This is a genomic window from Chryseobacterium sp. LJ668, from assembly GCF_019613955.1.
Lineage (GTDB): Bacteria > Bacteroidota > Bacteroidia > Flavobacteriales > Weeksellaceae > Chryseobacterium.
In genome coordinates, this window is sequence record NZ_CP080443.1 from 1,224,118 (window position 1) to 1,248,787 (window position 24,670).

A 24,670-nucleotide genomic window follows, 5' to 3' on the forward strand; every position below is an offset into this window, starting at 1 on the left:
TTGCATTAAAATTCAACATTATAAAATGAACATTTTATTTACCAAAAACATTGATTCAGAATTGCTTTCCAAAGAATTGGGAAATGACATTTCTGCTAAATGTGTTGAGGTCATTAAGATAGAAAATCTAAAGGTTGAGACATTCGACTTAAAAAATTACTCCTTGATTTTTACAAGTTCAAATGGTGTAAAATCTTTTTTTGAAAATCAATTTAAACCAAACGAAGATTTTGCCGCAAAAAACTACAACAAAATCTACTGCGTAGGTGAGAAAACGAAAAAAGAACTTAGAAAAAATAGTTTCGGGACTTTTAAAGTTTTAAAAAATGCTGAAACGCTTTCAAAATTTATTATTGATAATTGTGTTCCCGAAAAATTCATTCATTTTTGTGGAAACCTGGCCATTGATGTACTTGACAAAACCCTTCCGTTACAGAATATCAGTTATAAAAAAATCACGGTTTACAAAACAGAAGAGCTGAATCCTACGATACCTGAAAAATATCATGCAATAGTTTTTTTTAGCCCAAGTGGAGTTCGTAGTTTTGCGAAAAATAATTCTTTAGAAAATTCGATTCTTTTTTCAATCGGAGAAACGACATCACAGGAGTTGAGAAAACATACAGAATCAGAGATTTTTACAAGTAAAAAAAATACTTTATCAAACCTGTTGCTGGTTATCAAAGATACTTTAAATAGTAATTAATTTAAAGCGATCAAAAAAAAACCAACAACTACCAACTAAAAGATATGATTAAAAACGACCTATATTTAAAAGCTCTTCGTGGAGAAACTGTAGAAAGACCACCCGTTTGGATGATGAGACAGGCAGGAAGATATTTACCGGAATTCATTGCGTTGCGCGACAAATACGACTTTTTCACCAGATGTCAGACTCCTGAATTGGCTTCTGAAATCACCGTTCAGCCGATCAGAAGATATCCTTTGGATGCTGCGATTTTATTTTCTGATATTTTGGTGGTTCCTCAGGCGATGGGAATTGATTTTAAAATGAAAGAAAATGTAGGTCCGTGGTTGGATAATCCGATCAGAACAATGGAAGATGTGCAGAATGTGGTTGTTCCTGATGTGAATGATACTTTGGGATACGTTTTTGATGCGATTGAACTGACTCTAATCAAATTAGACAATGAAATTCCGTTGATTGGTTTTGCGGGTTCACCTTGGACGATTCTTTGTTATTGTGTGGAAGGAAAAGGAAGTAAAGCTTTTGACATTGCGAAATCTTTCTGTTTTCAGCAGCCGGAAGCTGCACATTTGTTGCTTCAAAAAATTACCGATACAACGATTGCTTATTTGAAAAGAAAAGTTGAAAAAGGAGTTTCTGCAGTTCAGGTTTTTGATTCTTGGGGCGGAATGCTATCTCCACAAGATTATCAGGAGTTTTCCTGGAAATACATCAGCCAGATTGTTGATGCGTTGGCTCCGTTGACGCATGTTGTCGTATTTGGAAAAGGATGTTGGTTCGCTTTGGAAGATATGACGATGGCGCCAGTTTCTGCTTTAGGTGTTGACTGGACAATCAAACCGGAATTGGCAAGAACATTGACGAATTACACCATGACTTTGCAGGGAAATTTTGATCCTGCAAGATTACACTCAACTCCTGAAACCATTAAGAAAATGGTGAATGAAATGATCAACCGTTTCGGAAAAGACCGATATATCGCCAATCTTGGTCACGGAATTCTGCCGAATATTCCTTTGGAAAATGCGGAAGCGTTTATCAGAGCGGTGGTGGATTGGAAGCCGAATAATTAATATGCATTCCAATATTGATTTAACTGATTTCTTTAAAAATTTAACCTTTAAATATTTTGAAACTTATTCATTGCAGCGTGGAACTGCCTATGAAAAAATATTTAAGGATAAAGAAATTCGTTATAATCATTTATTAAAAAAATCTACAAAGGAAATTTTAACTATTGTTGAAGGTAAAGAGTTAGATTTTTTAAATTCTCAAATAAACAGAGTGCAGTTTTTAATAAATGAAAATAAGGAAAAACACTATTCTGCTGAAAGAATTAAAAAAAGTAACTCAAGCGAAGATGAAATACTAGAATTACAAAAAATACTAAGCACTAAAACTCAAAAAATTCCATCTTGGATGTGCGCTCCCATTTATCGTGACGCAATTGTTTTTTATAACGATAATAATGAGGTGGTTAATGTTTTAAATATTTGTTTTTCTTGTGAATATATGCAAAATTTAAATCAAGAATTCATTGATGCTGATGAAAGTGTTTATGAAAATTTGAAAAATCTTTTAATGAAATTTGGACATAAGATAAATTCCGATAGATGAAAAAATCCCTTTCAACAAAGCTGAAAGGGATTTTTTATGTTTGAATTAAATTTCTGAAAAATTATGCCAACATTCTCTGCGCTTTTTTCACACCCTCTACCAACAAATCAATCTCCTCAAATGTATTGTAAACTGCAAAACTTGCTCTCACCGTCCCAGCAATATCAAAGAAATCCATAATCGGTTGTGTACAGTGATGTCCGGTTCGTACGGCAACACCCATTTTATCTAGAATCATTCCGACATCTGAGGAAATTCCCATTCCGATGAGATTAAATGAAACAACTCCGGTTCTGTTGGCATTTTCGCCATAGACTTTTAAACCTTCAATTTCTAAGAGATGTTTTTGAGCATATTCCAACAAAGCATTTTCATGATTTTGTATATTGTCATGACCTATTTTATTGATGAAATCAACGGCGGCTCCCAAAGCGATATTCCCACCTACATTTGGAGTTCCTGCTTCATATTTAAAAGGTAAACCTGCGTAAGTAGTCTGATCAAATGAGCAAACCGCAATCATCTCACCGCCTCCATGAAATGGCGGCAAATCTTCTAAAATCGCCTGCTTTCCGTACAAAATACCAGTTCCCATCGGAGCATACATTTTGTGACCTGAAAACACAAAGAAATCACAATCTAAAGCCTGAACATCAATTTTAAAATGCGGTACAGACTGAGCTCCGTCGATAACGATATATGCATCAGAATTGGCTCTCGTTTTTGCGATAATTTCTTCAATAGGATTGACAATCCCCAAAGCATTTGAAACTTGATTGACAGAAACGACCTTTGTTTTCTCACTTAAAAATTCATCTAAATAATCAAGCTGAAGAATTCCTTCCTGATCGATTGGAATTACTCTTAATTTTGCACCAGTTCTTTCACAAAGCAATTGCCAAGGAACGATATTTGAGTGATGCTCCAGGTATGAAATGATAATCTCGTCGTCTTTTTTAATTTTTTGAGTTAAAATATAAGCGATGAGGTTAATTCCTTCTGTGGTTCCCTTTGTGAAAATTACTTCAAAATCATTTTTAGCATTGATGAATTTCTGAATTTTCCTTCTTGAAAGCTCCATTTCTTCAGTAGCCAATTGACTCAACGTATGAATTCCTCTGTGGACATTGGCATTGATTTCTGTATAATATTGTTTCCATACTTCTAAAACAGAGTTGGGTTTTTGCGATGTTGCTGCATTGTCTAAGTAAACCAATGGCTTACCATTCACTTGCTGATTTAATATAGAAAACTGACTTCTTATTTCCTGAATGTCAAACATTTATTATAATTTTTATTATTAAACGTTCTTAATTTAGAACAGGTCAAATTTACGACTTTTATCCAAAGTCTGTCAGATTAATAGAGTGATAGATTTCATCTAAAACAAAAAAACCTGCCAATAAATTGACAGGTCTTGTATTGTAATTAAGATATTCTTATTCAGCTGCTGCTTCTTCAGTTGCTGGAGCTTCTCCTTCAACTTCAGTTGCCACTTCCTCGTCGTCGTCATCTGCCATTGCACCACCTTTAGCTGCATTTCTAGACATTTTAACAGCTACAACAACTGCATTGTCCGGGTGTACAAATGTGAACCCTTCAGCCTTAAGACTTCCAACATAAAGTTTGTTACCAATCTTCAATGAAGTAATGTCTACAACCACCTCGTCTGGTAAGTTTGCAGGAATAGCTTTTACTTTCAGTTTTCTGAAAGACTGACGCAAAACACCACCAGCTACAACACCTTTAGAACGACCTGTCAATCTTACAGGAACTTCCATAATTACTGGCTTATCGTCAGATAATCTGTAGAAGTCTGCATGAATGATTTTGTCTGTAATCGGGTGAAACTGAATATCCTGAAGAACTGCAGGAATTACCTGTCCGTCAACTTCAATAGATACCGTGTGTGCTTCAGGAGTATATACCAAACCTTTGAACGCTTTCTCTAAAGCAGAGAAGTTCAATGGCTCGCCACCTCCGTAAACAACACAAGGAACTAATTCAGCATCACGTAAAGCTTTTGTCGACTTTTTGCCCACGCTTTCTCTTTTTGTACCTTGAATTGTAATAGATTTCATTTATAAAAATTTAAAAAATTGTTTTAATTTAGTTTGCAATGCATTAATTATCAATTAGATAATAAACTTACTGCTAATCGATTGATGCTCATGCACCATCTTCATCACATCAGCAAATAATGGGGCGCAAGATAGCACTTTTATTTTAGATGACAAATTAGTTTTCACAGGAATTGAGTCAGTTACAATAACTTCCAGTAATTGCGAGTTTTGAATATTGTCATATGCCTTACCGGAAAGAACTCCATGAGTCGCCATTGCCCGTACTGATAATGCTCCCTTTTCCATCAAAATATCCGCAGCTTTGCAAAGTGTACCTGCAGTATCAATCATATCATCAATAAGAATTACATTTTTACCGACAACATCGCCAATAAGGAACATTTCTTCAACCACATTTGCTTTTTTTCTTTCTTTATAAGCAATCACTACATCTGCACCTAGGTGACCGGCATAGTTTTTTGCTCTTTTTGCACCTCCCATATCCGGAGAAGCGATCGTAAGATGATCAAGATTTAAATCTCTGATATAATCAACGAAAATACTTGAAGCGTACAAATGATCCACAGGTATTTCGAAGAAGCCCTGAATTTGGTCTGCATGCAGATCCATTGTCATGATTCTTGTTGCTCCAGCAGCGGTTAAAAGATTTGCAACCAGTTTTGCTCCAATAGGCGCTCTTGGCTTGTCTTTTCTGTCTTGTCTTGCAAGCCCAAAATAAGGAAGTACTACAGTAATGCTCTTAGCAGAAGCTCTTTTAGCTGCATCAATCATCAGAAGAAGCTCTAAAAGATTGTCTGCCGGCGGAAATGTAGATCCTATCAGGAAAACTCTTCCTCCCCTTACAGACTCATCTAGTACAGGTTCAAATTCACCATCGCTGAACTCCTGAATGATGATTTTCCCCAATTCTTTCCCATAGTGATGGGCAATTTTTTCTGCTAGCTCCTTACTAGTTCTTGTCGAAAATAGATAACTTTGTTGCTCGGCCATTTTTACTTTTTAAAAGATTTTGCAAATTTAAAAAAAAACCACAAGAATCAATCCTGTGGTTTCGTTTTTTATTGTTTTCCTTTTTAAGGGAAAGTTACTCCTGAATATTTATTAGGATCAACCTGTGGCAAGGTCGATTTATACTTCATATTGATTGCTTTGATAAATTCGTTGGCAACAATTGCATAACCTCTACCCGTAAGATGCACTCCGTCTAGTGAGAAAGTTCCTCCTGTGACAAACTTCGCTGTGTATCTTACTCCGTCAAATGAAATTCCTGATTGTCCGTTCAGCTCAACCATTTTTTTATTTGCATCAACAAAAGCTAATCCGTATGTATCTGCTAATGTTTTGATTGAAGTGTTATAAGCATCAACTGCAGTTTTTACTGATGCAGCCTCTATTTTTGTAAGTACGTGCTGGTTTTGTAAAGGATATGAAATTCCGTAAACATTGATTGAAGCAGGAGCTCCCGGAGCAGTAGTTCCTATAACACCTCGTGTAGTTAGCAGGATATAATCTTCTGCTGTGGTCTGTCTCGCCTGTCCGTAGATCTGTCCAAAAGCTGTAGCTGTTGGAAGCCCTAAAGATGGTGTAAGTGCTGCAGTTAGCTGAACACTTAGATCAGGTAGAGAAGTATCTTTAATCAAAACAGGGTTTGAAGAAGTTGCTGAAAGAAGATTAATTCTGGTTCCTGCACCAAAAGCTGTTAAAGCCTGTTTTAGCGGTCCGTATAAACTTGCATTTAAAGTTGTAAGGTTGGCGCCTAAAGCTGCTGGAGTAACCGGATTATATGGCACTGTCGTGAAATAAGGAATAGATGTTACATAAGGAATATTTGCAATAACTCCTTTTGTTGTTCCACCTGCCTTTAATTTATCAAGACCGGTTTTAATCGCTGCTGCAACAACATTTGGATCTGAAATATCATTAGATCCGTACGTAGCAGGATTAATGTTTCCGGTTTGGTTTACACCTAATCCACCACTGGTAGCATAGCTTAAAACATCATTATTACCAATCCAATAAGAAAAGAATGTCGGTTTTTTCAATACCGCATCATCAACAATGCTTGAAGTTGTGCTTGTAGAAAACCTCACATAATAAGGATTTGCCGTTCCTGTCAAAACTCCTGCGATATTTCCGTAACCAGGTGCTATTAAATGAAATGATTTCGCTCCCGGCACACCAAAGTTATTTAAAGCTCCTGTCACTTTGTTTGAAATATTAGTAGTTGGGTTTCCTGCAACATTCTCAATTACAGGAGAACCATTTACAAAAGCCTTAATATACAGCTTTGTAGCCTGAATAGGAGTTGTTCCTAATAGCAATCCTCCATTATTGTCTGCCATCAAAGGCTGAACAAAGTTTCCTCCACCGGCTAATTTCATTTGTCCGGCAATTATATTAGGATAAGATTCGTTCTGCCCATTAATATATAATGCATTATCTCTGTAGCCTGAAGTCAGTGAATTCCCTAAAGAAACGTAATTAGAAAAATCTGCTTCACCTTTTGTGACAACAATGTCTTGTACGTCTGTATCAAAATCTGTTTCGCAACTTATTGTAAAAAACAGTGCAGAAACAGCCAATGTAGATATTATTATTTTTTTCATATAAATTCAATTAAAAAGGATTGTACGATAAACCTAGACCGAAATAGAATGCTTTAGCTTTTGCCTGGCCATAAAAGCCAAGATAATCGTTTTTCACATCTCTGCTCTGAGGCATTACATACCCACCGGCTACATCAACGCCGAATTGTTTAAATTTAAACCCTAAACCACCTGTAAGTACGAAAGAATCGAAAGAAGGTGTCTCAGGAATAAAGTTTTCATCTGAATAAGGAGACTCATCATAATAAGCACCCAAACGACCAAATACCATGTTGCTAAACATATATTGTGTACCTAATCTGACCGTTTTAGAATTTTTAAAGTTTTTTGGTGCAACAAGTACCGTAGGATCTGCCTGATTTCCAATTGGTGCATTGGCAAAATCTAATGTCAATTTGCTGTATCTAGACCATCCATGGTAATTAAAATCTGCTGAAACCAACCATTTCGGAGTTACATTGTATGTTAAACCTATTGTATACTCTTCAACCAAAGGCAATGTTGCTGTAAAATTATCCTGACCGGCAGAATTTAATCCCAATAATCCGTTAACAGTATTTTGTGCCGGAACTGTAAATGTTGCAGTCCCTTGTTTAGCTTTCATATCAACCGGTGAACGGTATGCTATACTTACATCAAGTTTTGGATCTGGTCTGAAATAAAAACCGAAACCATAACCGTGGCCACTTGCTTTTTCATCATTAATATTAACAGTTCCTCCAAACTGCGTCACAGCTTTATCCCAATCTACAGTTCCTCTCGCATATATATAACTTGCTCCGAAAGACAACCAGTCTGCCATCTTCACAGAAACCATCGGTTGGAAATAAAAGCTCTTTAATTCAAGCTTTTGTACCATTTCTCTTCCTTCCCAATCGTAAGGATATTGAATAGTACTTCCGAAAGGAGTTGTAAAACTGAAACCAATCGATAATTTGTCGATAGGCTTGTACGCAATCGCAGCATAAATTGGTGTTCCGATAGGATTATCTGATTCTGTACTCTGTAAAGTATTTAGATTTTGAAAAGTAACTTTATTACTTGCTCCGAAACCTCCTGCAACAATACTCAGTTTAGAAGGGATGAATGACATACCCGCCGGATTAAAGAATGCAACACTCGCATCTTCGGCATGAGCACTCGTATGTGCCATTGCCAATTGCTTTACCCCTTGAAGAGAAACTCTGAAGCCTCCTGCATAAGATAGAACCCCAGCCAACAAGGCAGTTGATACCAATATTTTTTTCATAGACATTTATTATATAATCCAAATATAAAATTATTTTGATTACACTTGTTAATTATTCTTAATATTTTAAACATTACCTTAAAAGAAAATTATGTTTAAAATAACACTTTGTATAAGTCAACGCTTAAGTGACTATTTATAAATGCTTTAGAGAATTAAAAACTATTGCGATTTGATAATGTTTAAGATTAAACATTTAACAAAATAAAGATTTAGTATTTTTGGAATTGTGTAAAGATAAAAATCAATAAATTTGCAAGATTAAATAAATTATAATATATGAGTTGTGGATGCAAAACATCCGGCGATTCTGCACATTCTTGCGGAACGAAATCCGCGAATGGCTGTGAAAGTGTAAATACCTGTGGTAATAGTTATAAATTAAGTGTTTTCGATTGGTTATCTAATGTACAAAACCCAGCATCTAACCGATGCGACTTTGTGGAAGTTAGGTTTAAAAATGACCGAAAATCGTTTTATAAAAATGTAAATAATATCCCTTTACATATAGGTAGTGTAGTAACAGTAGAATCTAGCCCCGGACACGATGTAGGTGTGGTAAGTCTCTCAGGAGAACTGGTAAAAATTCAGATGAAAAAGAAAAGATTTTCAACTGAGGACCCACTTAAAATATACAGACTGGCTAACCAAAAAGACATTGAAGTCTGGCAGGAAGCAAGAAAAAAAGAAGAAACCGTAAAGGTTGACGCCCGAAAAATATCTCACAGATTAGGTCTTGAAATGAAGATCACTGATGTGGAATATCAGGGCGACGGATCAAAAGTCACATTTTATTACACGGCAGATAACCGTGTTGATTTCAGAATGTTGATCAAGGAGTTTGCTGGAACTTTCAGAACCAAAATCGATATGAAACAAATTGGTTTCAGACAGGAAGCCGCAAAAATCGGCGGAATTGGTTCTTGTGGAAGAGAACTGTGCTGTTCAACATGGTTAACAGATTTCAGATCAGTCAACACTAATGTAGCACGATATCAACAACTTAGCATCAATCCTCAGAAACTGGCAGGACAATGCGGAAAATTGAAATGTTGTTTAAATTACGAATTAGACAGTTATTTGGATGCATTAAGTCATTTTCCATCGTCCTCAACAATGTTGGACACTGAAAAAGGTAGAGCTTTCTGCATTAAAATTGACGTTTTCAAAAAGAAAATGTGGTTTGCATACGTTGACAGTTCAATGGCCTGGTATGATTTCGATATCGATTTAGTTAAAAAACTGATTGCTCAAAACAAAAAAGGAGAAAGAATACTTCCGCTTGAAGAGTTGAAAGTTCCGGATATCGCTTTACCTAGTGTAGATCTTATTCAGGAGAACAGTGTAGATAGATTTGAGAAGAAAAACAGAGGAGGTTTCAACAAAAACAGGAATCAAAATCCAAATCAGGGTCAAAACCCAAATCAAAACAGACCGAATAACAATCAGGGACCAAGAAACCGTCCGGAAAGGACTGACAGAAATGACAGACCTCAAAAAACGGAGCGTTCTACTGGTGAAAGGCCCGTAAATTCTGAACGACCGAAAAATACAAATCCCAACGCAAAACCTAACCCGAACCAAAACCCAAATCAAAGACAGCCAAAGCCTCAACAGACGCAACAGCCAAAGATTCAGGTAGAAAAAGCCGAGGCAGATTTAAATTCGGAGCAGAAACCACAACAACCTCCGAAAAAGAAATTTAAAAAGAAATTTCCTCCCAAAAAAGATAATAATGTATAAAGTTCTAGGGATATTAATGCTTGTTTTTTTTGTAGGATGCAGCACTTCAGGTGAAGATGTTATGATGAATCCTATTAATAATAAATGGGGTAAAAAAGCCGAACAGAAATTTAAGCTTGAGGTTACAGATCCGCAAAATCCCAAAAATATTATATTTGTGGTAAGAAATAATAACGAATATCCTTACAGCAATATAAGATTTATTGTTAATTTTAAAAGTCCTAAAAGCAAAATATCTCAAACGGACACGCTGAACTATATTTTAGCAAAACCAAACGGAGAGTGGCTGGGAACAGGATTTGGAGAAACGAAGGAAACGTTATTTCAATATAAAACAAACTTTAAATTTCCTGAGAAAGGAACCTATGAAGTGGGCATATTGCAGGCAATGAGAAATGACAACCTAAAAGGAATTGAAGATATAGGTATAAAAGTAGAAACGGCTAAACCGTAATTATACATGGAAGTAAACAATCAAAATACAGGAAACAAAGGAAAAACTTTTCCGCTTCCTCCTAAAAAGAACAAAGGTTCTGCATGGAAAAAATGGGTTAGAATCATTTGGATCGGTTTTATTGCAGCAGTTTTAGGAATTTCAGGACTTTTCTTTTCGGTATCCCAGGGTTTTCTTGGAGATATGCCGGATGTAAAAGAACTGGAGAATCCGGATATTTATGCCGCATCTGAAATTATCTCTTCGGACGGAGTGGTTTTAGGTAAATTTGAAAAAGAAAAAACTAAACCCATCACGTATCAAAAACTTCCGCCACATCTTATTTATGCTCTTTACGCAAAAGAAGATGAGCGCTTTAAAGAACACTCTGGGGTAGATCTACAATCTGTTGCCAGAGCAGTAGTTTATGGAGGTTCAAGAGGTGGAGGTTCTACCATTACTCAGCAGCTTGCCAAATTATTATTTACAGGAGGGGCCTCTCAAAATAAAATACAAAGAGCCTTCCAAAAACTTAAAGAGTGGGTTGTAGCGGTAAGTCTTGAAAAAAGATATACGAAGGAAGAAATCATTACACTCTACTTTAATAAGTTCACATTCGGAAACAATGCCAGTGGAATTGAAATGGCATCAAAGATATATTTTAATAAAAGCACGACACAATTAACTTTACCAGAATCTGCAATGTTTGTAGCAATGCTCGAAGCACCTACAGCAAATAATCCATTGAGACATCCTGAGAGAGCAAAAGAAAGACGCAATGTTGTGCTTGAGCAAATGCTGAAAACCCAATACATCGACCAGGCTACATATGATAAGGCTGCCGCATCTGAAATTAGGTTAGATTATCATCCTATAAAAGATGTCACAGAAGGATATTCTGCCTATTTTAAATCATATTTGAAAAAAGAAATAGACAAATATCTGGAAGATTATGAAAAAGAAAAAGGTAAACAACTTAACCTATATAAAGATGGTTTAAAAATTTACGTAACTCTTGATTCAAAAATGCAGCAATATGCTGAAGAGTCTATCAAGGAACACTTGACAGACCTTCAGAAGAGATTTGATGCAGAACAGAGAGGAAGAAAAAACAGACCTTTCTATTATCTTAATGACAAACAGGCCAATGCTGTAATGATGCAGGCTGTGAGAAGAACCGGCCGTTACAAGCAACTAACTGCAAATAACGTCCCCGAAGATTCTATCATGATGGAGTTTCATAAACCTATAAAAATGTCTCGTTTTACATGGGATGGAGAAGAGGAAGTTGAAATGTCTCCTTGGGATTCTATCAGATGGCACAAGCAGATCGCACAAGCCGGCTTGATGTCTGTAGCACCTGGAACTGGCGAAATAAAAGCTTGGGTAGGTGGTATCGACTGGCAGCATTTCCAGTATGATCACATCAAGCAGGGAAAAAGACAGGTGGGATCTACGTTTAAGCCATTTGTTTACGCTACGGCAATTATGAAATTAGGTTTAACACCTTGTTCTACTATATCCAATGCAAGTTTTAACAAAGGAAGTTACCATGTGCCGGGAAGAGGCGGAATGCTTACTCTGAAAAATGCATTGGCTCAATCACAAAACCCTGTTGCACTAAGACTTGCTGAGATGACGGGAACTCAAAGCGTTATACAGACGGCAAGAGACTTAGGAGTGACTCAGGAAATCTCTACCAGCTTACCGATGGCATTGGGAGCCTCCGATATCACCATTTACGAAATGGTGGGAGCATACAGTACTTTTGCCAACTACGGAAACTACAATAAACCGGAAATGATCTGGAGAATTGAAGATGCTAACGGAAGAGTTATTAAAGAAGTTAATGGAGAACCGAAAGAAGTGATGAACCCTAACTACGCATACACGATGATTGAATTGATGAAAGGTGTTGCACAGTTTGGTACAGCTTCAGGAGAACTTGGTAGAAAGGGAATATCAAAAGATATAGAAATTGCGGGCAAAACAGGCACTACACAGAACAACTCAGATGGTTGGTTCATGGGGATCACTCCAAAACTCGCTACAGGAGCCTGGGTTGGCTGGGAAGACAGAGCTACCCACTTCTACGGAACCGGTGAAGGACAGGGAGCTAAAATGGCATTGCCGATTTGGGCCATTTTTATGAAAAAAGTATGGGCAGATAAATCCCTCAAGATCTCACCTGAAGATAAATTTGTAAAACCGGGCGACTGGAAAGACGGATGTACCAATCTCCAGGGATTAGGCGGCGGATATGGTGATGACGGCGGATTGCAAACCATTGATGAAATCAAAAACCCAAGACCATCAGATCCTACACCTAAAAACAATTCGGGTAAGAAAGACGAAAACGTCAACGAAAATCTGAATACCGGTGAAGATATAGATTTTAATAAGTAAATTATAATAATCATTATAAGACCTTTCAATCATTGGAAGGTCTTTTTTTGACCCCTTTTTAATATATTTGAAATATGAATCTTAAGAATATCAAGCAGCCTTTCATAGAAAACTTTCCAGGAGATTTTTCAAAAAATCCTATTCAAAGAAACACTCCGAAAGTTCTTTTTTCAACCATCGATCCTGTTGGGTTTGATGATCCGAAACTGATTGTTTTTAATGAAAAGCTTTCAGAAGAAATAGGCCTGGGAAAATTCGATAACAGCGATCTTGATTTTCTTGTAGGAAATAATTTACCTGAAAACATAAAAACTTACGCCACCGCCTACGCCGGACATCAATTTGGTAACTGGGCAGGGCAATTGGGAGACGGAAGAGCCATTATCGCCGGAGAAATAAAAAATAGTGAGGGACAAAAAACTGAAATTCAATGGAAAGGAGCAGGTGCAACACCCTATTCCAGGCATGCTGACGGAAGAGCAGTTTTAAGATCCTCCGTTCGAGAATATTTAATGAGCGAAGCAATGCATCATTTAGGAATTCCCACAACAAGGGGTCTTAGTCTTTGTCTGACGGGAGAAGATGTAGTTCGTGACATCATGTACAGCGGAAATCCACAGGAAGAAAAAGGTGCAGTGGTTGTAAGAACTGCAGAAAGTTTTTTACGCTTTGGGCATTTTGAACTGATGTCTGCTCAAAAAGAAATTGACACATTACAGAAACTCACTGATTTTACGATTAAAAACTATTTCCCTGAAATTATTTCGGAAGGCGAACAAAAATACAAAGACTTTTTCCAATCCGTTTGTACTAAAACTGCAGATTTAATGGTTGAATGGTTCAGGGTTGGTTTTGTACATGGCGTGATGAATACCGATAATATGTCGATTCTAGGTCTGACGATTGACTACGGTCCGTTTTCGATGACGGATGAATATGATCTGAATTTTACTCCAAACACAACAGATTTACCCGGAAGAAGGTATGCTTTTGGCAAACAAGGACAAATTTCACAATGGAATCTTTGGCAGCTAGCCAATGCTCTTTTTGCATTAATTAAAGATGAAAAATTTCTGGAAGACACTTTAAATTCTTATGGAACATATTTTTGGGAGTCACACGACAAAATGCTCTGCAAAAAATTTGGTTTTGATCAGCTCTTAGAATCTGATGAAGAATTTTTCACCAACTGGCAGGGTCTAATGCAGGAACTTCAGCTGGATTATACCTTATTCTTTAATGTATTAGAAAAGTTGGATGTTGTTTCTGATTTAAAGGCAGAGTTTGAAAAAGTTTCCTATATTGTTTTAGATAATGCTAAATTAAAGAAACTGGAGAATTTTATACAGCTCTTTAAAAATAGATCAGAAAAAAATACTATTTCAAAAGAAGAATCTTCAAGCCTTATGAAGAAAACGAATCCGAAATTTCTTTTGAGAAACTATCTATTATTTGAATGTATAGAAGAAATTAGCAACGGAAAAACTGAAATGCTTGAAAAATTAACTTCAGCTTTAGAAGATCCTTATGAAGAAATCTTCCCTGAATTCTCTGTGAAAAGGCCTTCCGGATATGATGATATCAGTGGATGTTCGATGTTGTCTTGTAGCTCGTGAGTAGAAACATTAAACAAAATTAAAATTTAACACAATAATTTGTCCCCGATACTATTTTATTACTAATTTTATAAAAATTTTTTTATGAAAAAACTTCTACTGTCTGCACTTGCACTAACAATAAGTGTATCTGCATATTCTCAAACTTTATTGGATGAAAGTTTTGAATCTTATACAAATTTTGCAATCACAGGATTTGGTGGATGGCAAACTTTGGATCTTGATTTACTAAATACATATACTGGAGGGGGACCTGTAGTTGGTGGCTCAACAATACCCTCTTGGACAGCTGGTTGGGCGAATGCGGGTCAACCAATGGCTTTTCAAATTTTCAATCTTTCGGCTAGTAATGCAACTAATAATGCTACAGCTACAGCTACCGATGAAGAGGTAAGAAACTTCTCGGCTCATACTGGGCAAAAGACAGCAGTATCTTGGGCAGGAGTTCCTGCAGCTGGAGTAACTTCTAATAATGACTGGTTAATTTCTCCTGCTATCACTTTAGGAGCAAGCAATAATATTTTAACTTTGTGGGTAAAAGCATTATCACCAGCGTTTGTTGAAAGTTACAAGATAGGTGTTTATGTTGGTAGCGGTACTCCAACAAGTGCTGCGAATTTTACAATTATTTCCGGAGCAGCAGCTTTAACGGCACCATTTACTTGGCAGCAAGCTACCCAATCGTTAAATGCATATTCAGGACAGACTATAAGAATTGGAATACAATACATGTCTTCTGATAAATACATGTTTATGGTTGATGATGTAAAAGTTACTACAGGAACACTTTCAACAGACGAAGTTTCAAAATCAAAAACGAGCAGCATCTACCCTAACCCAACAAAAGGAGAAATCAATATCAAAACTGATAAGAAAATAAAATCTTCTACAGTATTTGACCTTTCTGGTAAAGTGTTATTACAGACTGATTCGCAAAAAGTAAATATCGGTTCTTTCACAAAAGGAACGTATTTGTTAAAAGTTGAATTTGCTGACGGAAGCACAAAAACTGAAAAAGTGATTAAAGATTAATTTAATTATTTTAACAATACATCAAAACTCACCCTAAACGGTGAGTTTTTTTATTTTATTTTTGCAAAAAATTACAACCGTGTCTATTAAATCAAAATTTTTAAACTTTTTTAAAATTGTTTTTCCTTCCACTTATTTTGAGTTAGGTGTATTCATTTTCTTTTTATCTGCTTACGGAATTTTGGGTTCCTACATTGCAGTCAATTACAGAATAATTTTTGACAGCAGAATTCCTTGGGATGCCTATTTTAGCTTTGATAACAAGGCAATCATTATGACAGGTGGAAGCTTCGAAAGACATCCTCTTTCCTACTATTTTTTCAACTGGATACGTGAATCTATTTTGTTTTTTACAAAAGGAAAAACAGATGTGAATTTTAGATTAATTTTAGCTGGATTGAGTAATTTTATCATCAGTTTGAGCTTGGTTCAGGTCTATAAATATTTAAAAAATATTATACGATTACCTTTATTTCTAAGCTTATTGATTGTTTTCTTTTTCAGTTTATTTTCTACAAACATTCTTTTATCTTTTACCCCGGAAACCTATACCTACACATTATTTTTGTGGTTTTATTTAATTATTACACAGCAATTAAATTCAAAAAAGAAGGAAAAATTGCAGGTTCAGCCTTAGTTCTTGCCGGAGTAACAATTGGCGGATTGACCGTGACAAATATTGTAAAAATTTTCATCCCCATTGTTTTTGAAAAAGGATTATTTAAAAGCTGGAAAAAATTTGGAAATGCAGTTTTCAGGGTTGTTCTTTCATGTGTGGTTTTTATTCTTTTATACTTAACCCGGATCGATTTTAAGTACCAAAACATTCTTTCAAAATCCGGTGAGCAGTATGAAAAATTCTCAAACGTAAAATCTACTCCGATCTGGGATATGATCTATTCCTATTTTTTTGGTGGAAATATACTTTTCCCGAGTTTTTTCATCCGTGAAAAACACAATATGAAGGGTTTTTACTTCAAAGCGATCTTTATGGAAGTTTATTCTTCTGCATTTGCTTACATTTTTATTGGATTAATTTTAGGATTTGTATTGTGGAGCTATTTTAAGAATTTTAAAAATAGACTGGTGCAGATTCTCATGCTGTCATTTTTGGTGGATATCGTCATTCATTGTGTTTTTCGATTCGGGCTACACACTTCGTACATCTACGGAGGACATTATGTTTTCGTATATCCATTGCTATTAGGATGGCTGTTTTCAGCTTATAAATCTTCACCTAAAATACTATCTTTTTTAATGGTAATTACGGGAATCCTGACGGTTTATCTGCTTCTCAACAACTATCATCGTATGATTGATTTTTTTGAATTTCTAAACCATTATTACCAATAAAAGGAGCGCGGAGAAAAATAAATTTTCTCCGCGCTCCTTTTATATTTTATTTTATGAAAAGTTACTTTGCTTCAGCGCAGAAAATTCTATACTGCACCGCAATTGCAGATTTAAAATACTCTCTCACTCTTGAAAGATCTGAAGCAGCGCTTTGTTTTGTGAAATAGCTTCCCGCCAGAATTTTATAATTAGGTCTTAATGATGCATCGGTTTCTACTTTCAGGTTAGGAAATCTCTTCCTGAAATATGCCTTCACCTCATTCGCCTCATCATTAGTTTTAACCGTTGTAATCTGGATCTTATATCCTAAAATTCTCGGATTTTTTCTGCATACTTCTGCATTGGTAAGTTCTCTGTTGGGAACAAAAATCTTTGTCGGTCTTACCGGAGCCTCATAATCTATCACTGAATTGTTAACAGCAACTCTTGAACATTTCTCTTCCAAACTGCTCATTGCATCATTCACACGCGAATCCATTGTCATCACCAGCTCTGTTCCGGATAAAGTATCTCTCTTTACAACCTGTTGGGCATCAACGGTATAAAAACCAAAGAAAGAAAGCATTGAAAATATTTTAATGAAATTTCTCATTTAAACTTGTTTCTGCAAATTTAGAATAATTTAAAAATACAGCAACCATAGTTATTTAGAATAGTTACAAATTATACGTTAATGACATTTTCCCCTTTGCTTATACCGTTAAATTCCTGTTAAAAATATTATTTTTGCGGGATTGATTACAGTTTCAATATTTACTAACATAAGATAATTTAAATGATTAGTTGGAGAAAGCATTATAAAAAAGGGCTGATTGCAATAGGTTTATTGTTGTCAACAAGTGCTTCAATTTACGGGCAAGACGGCGATCCTAAAAATGGCGAAAAACTTTTTAAGGCAAATTGTACAGCATGTCACGCTTTAGACAAACAAGTTGTAGGACCGGCACTGAAGGGTGTGGTAGAAAGACTGAAGTCTGAGCAGGGACTGGATAAAGAGTGGCTTCACAAGTGGATTAAAAACAACAAAGAACTCAGAGCTTCTGGTGACAAGTATGCTAATGAAGTTTTCGAAAAGTACAACAAGACTGAAATGCAGGTCTTTCCTAATCTTGCAGATAAGGATATTGACGACATCTTGGCATTCACAACCAATCCACCTGCACCGGAACCCGCTGCTGACGCTGCCAAACCGGCAACTGATGCTACAACCGCTGATCCTGCAGACAAAACAACAACTAACATCGTAATCATTTCGCTTTTAGCAATTGCTGCTTTATTGGTTTGGATCTTGGTAAAACTGAGACAACTGGTAAAATTAGGCCAGTCTGAAGATTTAGCAGGACTTAACGAAAGCAGGGTAAGATCTTTCAGTGAAATCTATGAAAAATACCACTACATCGGTAAAGGTCTTATAGCTATTTTGGCTATTCTTGCGACTTATGGAGTGTGGAACTGGATCATGTGGATTGGTGTTTACAAAGGTTATAAGCCTGATCAACCCATATATTTCTCTCATAAAATTCACGCTGGAGAAAATAAAATCGACTGTCAATTGTGTCACTCAAGTGCTAAATACGGTAAAGTTTCCGAAATTCCTTCTATGAATGTTTGTATGAACTGTCACAGAACAATTTCTGAGTACAACGGTAAATATCTTGAGCCAGGAAAAGACAAAGCATTCTATGACGGGGAAATCAAAAAGATTTACGAACATACCGGCTGGGATGCAGAGAAACAGCAATACACCGGTAAAAATACTTCCCCAGTAGAATGGACGAGAATTCACAATATGCCGGATTTCGTTTACTTCAACCACTCTCAACACGTTGTAGCAGGGGAACAAGCGATCATCAATTCATTTAACAAGAAAAATCCTGACAACAAGATTGATGTTGTATGTAAAGCATGTCACGGAAAAATTGATACAATGAATGTGGTACAAATGGCCAATGACTTTACGATGGGATGGTGTATCGAATGTCACAGAACGACTGAAGTTGATATGAACAACGGTTATAATAAAGAATACTTCAAAAATCTACACGAAAAGCTTAAAAAGCAATATCCTAAAGATGGCGGTAAGATTACTGTAGATGCAATTGGAGGTCTTGAGTGTGGTAAATGTCATTATTAATAACTAAAAAATTAGAAGTATAAAAATGGCTTCAAACAAAATACAATTTAGAAGTATTCACGAACTTAAAGACCCTGCCCTAAACGGCAAGTTGGCTCTTAAAGAGTTCCAAGAAGAAATTCCGGTAGAAGATTTCTTAGGAGATGCTGAGAAAAGTGACGCTAGTACAACAAGAAGAGATTTCTTGAAGTTATTGGGTTTCTCTACTGCGGCAGTTACTCTAGCAGCTTGTGAGGCTCCGGTAATCAAAACAATTCCTTATGTGGTAAAGCCGCATGATATTATTCCGGGAGTTCCTAATTATTACGCTTCAACATATTTTGACGGTTTCGATTTCGCAAGCGTTTTGGTAAAAACCAGAGAAGGAAGACCTATCAAAATTGAACCGAATCCTGCAGCCGGTGATTTAGGTAAAACGAACGCAAGAGCTCAGGCAAGCGTACTTTCTCTTTATGACAACGATAAAGTAAAACAGCCTAAGCTTGACGGTAAAGACGAAACTTTCGATAAGGTAGATGATTTCGTTATCAAAGGCTTAAATGAAGCTGCGGCTTCAGGTAAGAGAATCGTTTTATTATCTCACTCTTTTGCTTCGCCTACATTCAAAAAGTTATTTGCTGAATTTAAAGCTAAATATCCTACTGCTGAATTGGTAACTTATGATGCAATTCCTTACGCTGCTTCTTTAGATGCTGCACAGGAGGTGTTCGGACAGAGAGCTTTGCCTGTTTATGACCTTAAAGATTCTGAATTGGTAGTTGCTTTCCAGGCAGATTTCTTGGGAGAATACAACGCAGCAAGTTTAGAAACTTCTTACGCTGCAGCAAGAAAACCGGGAACAACCATGTTGAGACACATCCAGGTGGAATCAAACATGTCATTAACTGGTGCTAATGCCGATTCAAGATATAAATTAAAACCAAGTGCTGTAAACAAAACTTTAGTTGAAGTTTACAATGCAATTGTAGGAGGTGGCTCTTCAGATAAAATAGCTAACGAAATTGCTAAAGAATTAGCAGCTAAAGGCAGCAAAGCAGTGGTTTTCGCCGATGGTTCTAAAGGTGCTCAGGTTTTAGCTCACTTAATCAATCAAAAATTAGGTTCAGTAGCTTTCACAGGTAAGGCAAACTTCCTGAAAGAATTTGACAAAGCGAGATTCCAGGAATTTCTAGGATGGGTAAATGGTGGACAGGTTGGTGTATTAATCACAAACAATGTTGACCCGATCTATTCTCACCATAAAGGACAGGATTTCAAAAAATCTCTAGCTAAAGTTCCTTACGTTATTGCCGTTGCAGACAAGAAGAACGAAATGTATAAGGCAGCGAAAGCTGTAATCCCTGTAGCTAACTGGCTAGAATCTTGGGGTGATATCGAGCCTCAGTCTGGAGTTTATTCATTAATGCAGCCTACCATCCAGAAAATTTACAAATCAAGACAGATTGAAGAATCTCTATTGGTTTGGAAAAACGGAAAGAACAACGCAGCAAACAATTATTACGATTATTTAAAAGCGAATTCTGCTTCTGTTTTAGGCGGAACTTCATTCAACAAAGCTTTATACAATGGTATCATTGCTTCTAATAATGCAACATCATTATCTTATGCAGGTGGAAACGCTGCACAGGCAGTTGCTGAATTAGGAAACTTTAAAGCGTCAGATTTAGAATTAGTTTTATATACGAAGACTTCCATAGGTGACGGAACTCAGGCAAACAATCCTTGGTTGCAGGAATTACCGGATCCATTGACAAGAATGTCTTGGGATAATTACTTGACAATTTCTCCGAGAGATGCTCAAAGATTAGAAATAGAAAATGATCTGAATGCAAGAATGCAATTAGACGGTTCTATTGTAAATCTTACAGTAAACGGAGTAACTATAGAAAACGTACCTGTATTTATTCAGCCGGGACAAGCAGACGGATCAGTTGGTCTTGCGCTTGGTTACGGTAAAAAAGATTCAGGTGCCACTGCAGATACTGGTGTAAATGCTTACCCATTATTTGATGGTTCAAACCTTGCAATTTCTAATGTTAAAATAGAAAAAACAGGTGAAAACCACGAGTTTGCAGGTATTCAGCTTCAAAATACCTTGATGGGTCGTTATGACATTGCTAAAGAAGTTCCGTTAAAGGAATATTTAAATGTAGCATTTGATGACGAACACCATGGATGGAATAAGCCATTGGAATATCATACAATCAGTGGTGCACTTCCTGCAGGTAAAATTGACCTTTGGGATGCATTTGATGACACAGATGGCCCTCATTTTAACTTATCAGTTGACTTGAACTCTTGTACAGGTTGTGGAGCATGTATCATTGCTTGTCAGGCAGAAAACAACGTTCCTGTTGTAGGTAAAGAAGAGATCAGAATGTCAAGAGATATGTACTGGTTGAGAATCGACCGTTACTACTCTGCAAAAGAAAAAATCGAAACCAAAGAAGGTGTTGAAAGAGGCTTAAATGTTCCTCAGTTGTACGACATATTGATCGAACCAAATGAAAGTCCTGATGTGATCTTCCAGCCGGTAATGTGTCAGCACTGTAACCACGCTCCTTGTGAAACGGTATGTCCCGTAGCGGCGACTTCACACGGTAAGCAAGGTCAAAACCATATGGCTTACAACAGATGTATCGGTACAAGATATTGTGCAAACAACTGTCCGTACAAAGTAAGACGTTTTAATTGGTTTACTTATAACTTGAATGACCGTTTTGATTTCAATCAAAATAATGATTTAGGAAGAATGGTATTGAATCCGGATGTTGTGGTAAGAACAAGAGGGGTAATGGAAAAATGCTCATTGTGTATCCAACAGACGCAGGCAACCATCTTAAATGCCAAGAAGGAAAACAGAAAAGTAACAGATAACGAATTTAAAGGTTCAGTTGCTTGTGCTGCGGCTTGTCCTACAGGGTCATTGACTTTTGGAGACATGAATGACAAAGAATCTGATGTAAGAAAATTATATTCGGACAACAGAAGATATTATTTACTTGAAGAGATCGGAACAAAACCAAACGTGTTCTATCACACTAAAGTAAGAAACAGAGCAGAAAATTAAAGTTTAAATAATAAATAGGTAAAAAATGTCAGGACATTACGAAGCTCCGATAAGGGAACCTCTGATTATTGGTCACAAAACTTATCACGATATCACAGAAGATATTGCACGACCTATAGAAGAAAGAGCAGGTAAATTATGGTGGGTATCACTATATGCAGCCTTAGTTCTTTTCATCTACGGATTCGGCTGTATTGCCTACACTATCGGGACAGGTATTGGAGCATGGGGGCTTAATAGAACTATTAACTGGGGTTGGGACATTACCAACTTCGTATGGTGGGTAGGTATTGGTCACGCCGGAACCTTAATTTCAGCAGTATTATTATTATTTAGACAACGTTGGAGAATGTCTGTAAACCGTTCTGCAGAAGCGATGACAATCTTCGCAGTTGTACAGGCAGCTATCTTCCCGGTTATCCACATGGGTAGAGTTTGGGTAGGATATTGGGTGTTCCCTCTTCCTAACCAGTTTGGTTCTCTTTGGGGGAACTTCAACTCTCCTCTACTTTGGGACGTATTTGCAATCTCTACGTATTTCTCAGTATCGACAGTATTCTGGTTTATGGGATTGATTCCTGACTTTGCAATGATAAGAGACAGAGCAAAAACTCCTTGGACAAGAAAAATTTATACATTCCTAGCTTTCGGTTGGGGTGGTAAAGCAAAACACTGGCAGAGATTCGAAGAGCTATCTTTGGTATTGGCAGGTTTAGCAACTCCACTAGTATTTTCGGTACACACTACGGTATCTTTTGACTTTGCTACGTCAGTAATTAAAGGATGGCACTCAACAATCTATCCTCCTTACTTCGTTGCAGGAGCAATCTTCTCAGGATTTGCAATGGTACAGACCCTATTGTTGATCGCTAGAAAAGTTTGTCACTTAGAAGACTACATCACAATGTATCATATCGAAATCATGAACATCGTAATCATCTTAACAGGTGGTATGGTAACAGTAGCATATGCAACTGAATATTTCATCGGATGGTATTCTGGTTCTAGATATGAAGACTTTACCTATCTTTCTCCAGGTGCTGCTACAGGACCTTACTGGTGGGCATTTTGGGCATTGATATCATGTAATTTAATTATTCCGGCTGCATTCTGGTTTAAAAGAGTAAGAACAAATATTCTTGCAACATTTGTAATCGCATTGATCATCAACATCGGGATGTGGTTTGAGCGTTTTGATATCATCGTTATCAACCTTTCAAGAGATTACTTGCCGGGATCTTGGACGATGTTTAAACCAACCATTATCGACGTAGGTGTGTACTTAGGAACAATCGGGTTCTTCTCTGTACTATTCTTATTATACGCAAGAACATTCCCTGTAATTGCACAGGCCGAATTAAAATCGATTTTGAAAATCTCAGGTGAAACTTATAAAGCAAAAGAAGGAGATGAGCACCACTAAAATTGTATACGGACTTTATGCTGATGACGACGATCTAATGAACGGAGTTAAGGCATTCAACGATAAGGGAATCGCAATAAACGAAGTTTATACTCCATTCCCGGTTCACGGGCTAGATAAAGCTTTAGGTTTAAAAAAGACAAGAATTTCTGATGCTGCGTTTATCTACGCTTTATATGGTGTGAGTATTGGCGCAACAGTTACTTGGTACGTAATGAATCATGACTGGCCTCAGAATATCGGTGGAAAACCGGCATTTGAATGGTCTAGAAACATGCCTGCCTTCGTAGTTCCAATGTTTGAATTAATGGTATTTTGCGCAGCACACATGATGTCTTTAACTTTCTTGGTTAGAAACAAAATGTATCCTGGTGCTCAGGCTCAGAACCCGGATCCAAGAACTACTGATGATAAATTCATGATGGAATTTATTACTGAAGATGTAGAATCTATTAAGCAGCTGCTTGTTGATACGGGAGTTGAAGAAATAACTGTTAAAGATGCTTAAAATGAAAAATACGGTATTAAAAATTACAGCAGTTTTAGGTTTAGCGTCAGTTTTACTTAATTCTTGCGGACCGAAAGAAAATACACCATTGGTCTATTTCCCGGATATGTATTTTCCGGTAGCTTACGATCCATTGATGAAAGCTGAGCTTGCGTATTCAGATCATGAAAATGAAATTCCTGCATTTGCTAGAAATAACGGTGGAACAGGGCTTGCTCCCGTAGAAGGTTCTGTTGCTCAAAATAAAGACGGTGTTTTTGAAGAAAGTAAACTTCCTAAAAACCCGGATGAGTACAACGCTGGTTATGATGCTTCAAAATCATTAACTACTTCTCCTTTGAATCCGGCTAATGCTGCGAAAGATATCGAAAGAGGTAAAATGTTATTTGACCGTACCTGTTCAGCTTGCCACGGAACTGGTGGTGACGGACAAGGACCAATCGTTCAAAGCGGAGCATATTCTGGCGTGCCGAATTATGCAGACAGAGAAATCACTGTAGGTTCTGTTCACTATGTATTAACTAACGGTAGAAATGCAATGGGTTCTTATGCAGGACAATTGAACGCCGGAGATAGATGGAGAGTGGCAATGTATGTGATCAACGCTTTCAAAAAAGGCGCACCGGCAGCAGCAGCTTCAGCTACACCAGCAAAAAAAGATTCTACCGCAACTAAAAAATAAGAAAA

Annotated in this window: 19 protein-coding genes and 1 pseudogene; 14 read left to right on the forward strand and 6 right to left on the reverse strand. The window is 36.8% G+C overall.

Features of this window, described 5'->3' with window-relative positions; genetic code table 11:
- Positions 1 to 25: 25 nt before the first annotated feature.
- The 3 genes from K0U91_RS05725 to K0U91_RS05735 are packed head-to-tail and all read left to right on the forward strand — an operon-like array spanning position 26 to position 2,326.
- Entirely contained in the window at positions 26 to 706 is a 681-nt protein-coding gene (locus K0U91_RS05725) for a uroporphyrinogen-III synthase (protein ID WP_219969999.1), read from the forward strand.
- A 44-nt stretch (positions 707 to 750) separates the two neighbouring features.
- Positions 751 to 1,782 (forward strand): uroporphyrinogen decarboxylase, encoded by a 1,032-nt coding sequence (gene hemE / locus K0U91_RS05730; protein ID WP_220178726.1) that lies wholly within the window; start codon positions 751 to 753, stop codon positions 1,780 to 1,782.
- Between the two features lies 1 nt (position 1,783).
- Positions 1,784 to 2,326, forward strand: a complete 543-nt coding sequence (locus K0U91_RS05735) for a hypothetical protein (RefSeq protein WP_220178727.1) — start codon at positions 1,784 to 1,786, stop codon at positions 2,324 to 2,326.
- 61 nt (positions 2,327 to 2,387) lie between these two features.
- Here the strand turns inward: K0U91_RS05735 and K0U91_RS05740 are convergent, their stop codons facing one another.
- The 5 genes from K0U91_RS05740 to K0U91_RS05760 form a co-directional block, all read right to left on the reverse strand.
- Entirely contained in the window at positions 2,388 to 3,608 is a 1,221-nt protein-coding gene (locus tag K0U91_RS05740) for a cysteine desulfurase (protein ID WP_220178728.1), read from the reverse strand.
- A gap of 157 nt (positions 3,609 to 3,765) precedes the next feature.
- Positions 3,766 to 4,407: a 50S ribosomal protein L25/general stress protein Ctc gene (locus K0U91_RS05745; RefSeq protein ID WP_219969994.1), complete on the reverse strand. Its 642-nt coding sequence runs from the start codon at positions 4,405 to 4,407 to the stop codon at positions 3,766 to 3,768.
- 54 nt (positions 4,408 to 4,461) lie between these two features.
- Positions 4,462 to 5,400 (reverse strand): ribose-phosphate pyrophosphokinase, encoded by a 939-nt coding sequence (locus tag K0U91_RS05750; RefSeq protein WP_219969993.1) that lies wholly within the window; start codon positions 5,398 to 5,400, stop codon positions 4,462 to 4,464.
- 83 nt (positions 5,401 to 5,483) lie between these two features.
- Positions 5,484 to 7,016, reverse strand: a complete 1,533-nt coding sequence (locus K0U91_RS05755; protein ID WP_220178729.1) for an SGNH/GDSL hydrolase family protein — start codon at positions 7,014 to 7,016, stop codon at positions 5,484 to 5,486.
- 10 nt (positions 7,017 to 7,026) lie between these two features.
- Entirely contained in the window at positions 7,027 to 8,265 is a 1,239-nt protein-coding gene (locus tag K0U91_RS05760) for an OmpP1/FadL family transporter (protein WP_220178730.1), read from the reverse strand.
- Positions 8,266 to 8,544: 279 nt separating this feature from the next.
- Here K0U91_RS05760 and K0U91_RS05765 point away from each other — a divergent pair, with 279 nt between their 5' ends.
- The 6 genes and pseudogenes from K0U91_RS05765 (at position 8,545) to K0U91_RS16360 (ending at position 16,848) form a co-directional block, all read left to right on the forward strand.
- Positions 8,545 to 10,008 (forward strand): PSP1 domain-containing protein, encoded by a 1,464-nt coding sequence (locus K0U91_RS05765; protein ID WP_219969990.1) that lies wholly within the window; start codon positions 8,545 to 8,547, stop codon positions 10,006 to 10,008.
- Entirely contained in the window at positions 10,001 to 10,462 is a 462-nt protein-coding gene (locus tag K0U91_RS05770) for a gliding motility lipoprotein GldH (protein ID WP_220178731.1), read from the forward strand. Before K0U91_RS05765 ends, K0U91_RS05770 begins: the two co-directional genes overlap by 8 nt.
- Before the next feature lie 6 nt (positions 10,463 to 10,468).
- Complete coding sequence (locus K0U91_RS05775; RefSeq protein WP_220178732.1) at positions 10,469 to 12,847, forward strand: penicillin-binding protein 1A; 2,379 nt, start codon at positions 10,469 to 10,471, stop codon at positions 12,845 to 12,847.
- 74 nt (positions 12,848 to 12,921) lie between these two features.
- Complete coding sequence (locus K0U91_RS05780; RefSeq protein WP_220178733.1) at positions 12,922 to 14,463, forward strand: protein adenylyltransferase SelO; 1,542 nt, start codon at positions 12,922 to 12,924, stop codon at positions 14,461 to 14,463.
- Positions 14,464 to 14,547: 84 nt separating this feature from the next.
- On the forward strand, positions 14,548 to 15,495 hold the full coding sequence (locus tag K0U91_RS05785) for a T9SS-dependent choice-of-anchor J family protein (RefSeq protein WP_220178734.1): 948 nt from the start codon (positions 14,548 to 14,550) through the stop codon (positions 15,493 to 15,495).
- Between the two features lie 79 nt (positions 15,496 to 15,574).
- Positions 15,575 to 16,848: pseudogene (locus K0U91_RS16360) on the forward strand (DUF6080 domain-containing protein).
- 61 nt (positions 16,849 to 16,909) lie between these two features.
- Here the strand turns inward: K0U91_RS16360 and K0U91_RS05795 are convergent.
- Entirely contained in the window at positions 16,910 to 17,440 is a 531-nt protein-coding gene (locus tag K0U91_RS05795) for an SPOR domain-containing protein (RefSeq protein ID WP_220178736.1), read from the reverse strand.
- 183 nt (positions 17,441 to 17,623) lie between these two features.
- Between K0U91_RS05795 and K0U91_RS05800 the strand changes: the two genes are divergently transcribed.
- The 5 genes from K0U91_RS05800 to K0U91_RS05820 are packed head-to-tail and all read left to right on the forward strand — an operon-like array spanning position 17,624 to position 24,665.
- Positions 17,624 to 18,982 (forward strand): c-type cytochrome, encoded by a 1,359-nt coding sequence (locus K0U91_RS05800; protein WP_220178737.1) that lies wholly within the window; start codon positions 17,624 to 17,626, stop codon positions 18,980 to 18,982.
- A 25-nt stretch (positions 18,983 to 19,007) separates the two neighbouring features.
- Complete coding sequence (locus tag K0U91_RS05805) at positions 19,008 to 22,052, forward strand: TAT-variant-translocated molybdopterin oxidoreductase (RefSeq protein WP_220178738.1); 3,045 nt, start codon at positions 19,008 to 19,010, stop codon at positions 22,050 to 22,052.
- A gap of 25 nt (positions 22,053 to 22,077) precedes the next feature.
- Complete coding sequence (gene nrfD / locus K0U91_RS05810; protein WP_219969981.1) at positions 22,078 to 23,475, forward strand: NrfD/PsrC family molybdoenzyme membrane anchor subunit; 1,398 nt, start codon at positions 22,078 to 22,080, stop codon at positions 23,473 to 23,475.
- Positions 23,462 to 23,983, forward strand: a complete 522-nt coding sequence (locus tag K0U91_RS05815; RefSeq protein ID WP_220178739.1) for a DUF3341 domain-containing protein — start codon at positions 23,462 to 23,464, stop codon at positions 23,981 to 23,983. Before nrfD ends, K0U91_RS05815 begins: the two co-directional genes overlap by 14 nt.
- Positions 23,976 to 24,665: a c-type cytochrome gene (locus K0U91_RS05820; RefSeq protein WP_219969980.1), complete on the forward strand. Its 690-nt coding sequence runs from the start codon at positions 23,976 to 23,978 to the stop codon at positions 24,663 to 24,665. Before K0U91_RS05815 ends, K0U91_RS05820 begins: the two co-directional genes overlap by 8 nt.
- The last annotated feature ends 5 nt before the right edge of the window (positions 24,666 to 24,670 follow it).

What these genes read in the sequence shown, in the direction of transcription:
- K0U91_RS05805 (WP_220178738.1), top strand. Translation starts at nt 19,008, where the DNA reads ATGGCTTCAAACAAAATACAATTTAGAAGTATTCACGAACTTAAAGAC.
- hemE (WP_220178726.1), top strand. Translation starts at nt 751, where the DNA reads ATGATTAAAAACGACCTATATTTAAAAGCTCTTCGTGGAGAAACTGTA.
- K0U91_RS05765 (WP_219969990.1), top strand. Translation starts at nt 8,545, where the DNA reads ATGAGTTGTGGATGCAAAACATCCGGCGATTCTGCACATTCTTGCGGA.
- K0U91_RS05745 (WP_219969994.1), bottom strand. Translation starts at nt 4,407, where the DNA reads ATGAAATCTATTACAATTCAAGGTACAAAAAGAGAAAGCGTGGGCAAA.
- nrfD (WP_219969981.1), top strand. Translation starts at nt 22,078, where the DNA reads ATGTCAGGACATTACGAAGCTCCGATAAGGGAACCTCTGATTATTGGT.
- K0U91_RS05755 (WP_220178729.1), bottom strand. Translation starts at nt 7,016, where the DNA reads ATGAAAAAAATAATAATATCTACATTGGCTGTTTCTGCACTGTTTTTT.
- K0U91_RS05760 (WP_220178730.1), bottom strand. Translation starts at nt 8,265, where the DNA reads ATGAAAAAAATATTGGTATCAACTGCCTTGTTGGCTGGGGTTCTATCT.
- K0U91_RS05735 (WP_220178727.1), top strand. Translation starts at nt 1,784, where the DNA reads ATGCATTCCAATATTGATTTAACTGATTTCTTTAAAAATTTAACCTTT.
- K0U91_RS05775 (WP_220178732.1), top strand. Translation starts at nt 10,469, where the DNA reads ATGGAAGTAAACAATCAAAATACAGGAAACAAAGGAAAAACTTTTCCG.
- K0U91_RS05800 (WP_220178737.1), top strand. Translation starts at nt 17,624, where the DNA reads ATGATTAGTTGGAGAAAGCATTATAAAAAAGGGCTGATTGCAATAGGT.
- K0U91_RS05795 (WP_220178736.1), bottom strand. Translation starts at nt 17,440, where the DNA reads ATGAGAAATTTCATTAAAATATTTTCAATGCTTTCTTTCTTTGGTTTT.
- K0U91_RS05815 (WP_220178739.1), top strand. Translation starts at nt 23,462, where the DNA reads ATGAGCACCACTAAAATTGTATACGGACTTTATGCTGATGACGACGAT.
- K0U91_RS05740 (WP_220178728.1), bottom strand. Translation starts at nt 3,608, where the DNA reads ATGTTTGACATTCAGGAAATAAGAAGTCAGTTTTCTATATTAAATCAG.
- K0U91_RS05785 (WP_220178734.1), top strand. Translation starts at nt 14,548, where the DNA reads ATGAAAAAACTTCTACTGTCTGCACTTGCACTAACAATAAGTGTATCT.
- K0U91_RS05770 (WP_220178731.1), top strand. Translation starts at nt 10,001, where the DNA reads ATGTATAAAGTTCTAGGGATATTAATGCTTGTTTTTTTTGTAGGATGC.
- K0U91_RS05725 (WP_219969999.1), top strand. Translation starts at nt 26, where the DNA reads ATGAACATTTTATTTACCAAAAACATTGATTCAGAATTGCTTTCCAAA.
- K0U91_RS05780 (WP_220178733.1), top strand. Translation starts at nt 12,922, where the DNA reads ATGAATCTTAAGAATATCAAGCAGCCTTTCATAGAAAACTTTCCAGGA.
- K0U91_RS05750 (WP_219969993.1), bottom strand. Translation starts at nt 5,400, where the DNA reads ATGGCCGAGCAACAAAGTTATCTATTTTCGACAAGAACTAGTAAGGAG.
- K0U91_RS05820 (WP_219969980.1), top strand. Translation starts at nt 23,976, where the DNA reads ATGCTTAAAATGAAAAATACGGTATTAAAAATTACAGCAGTTTTAGGT.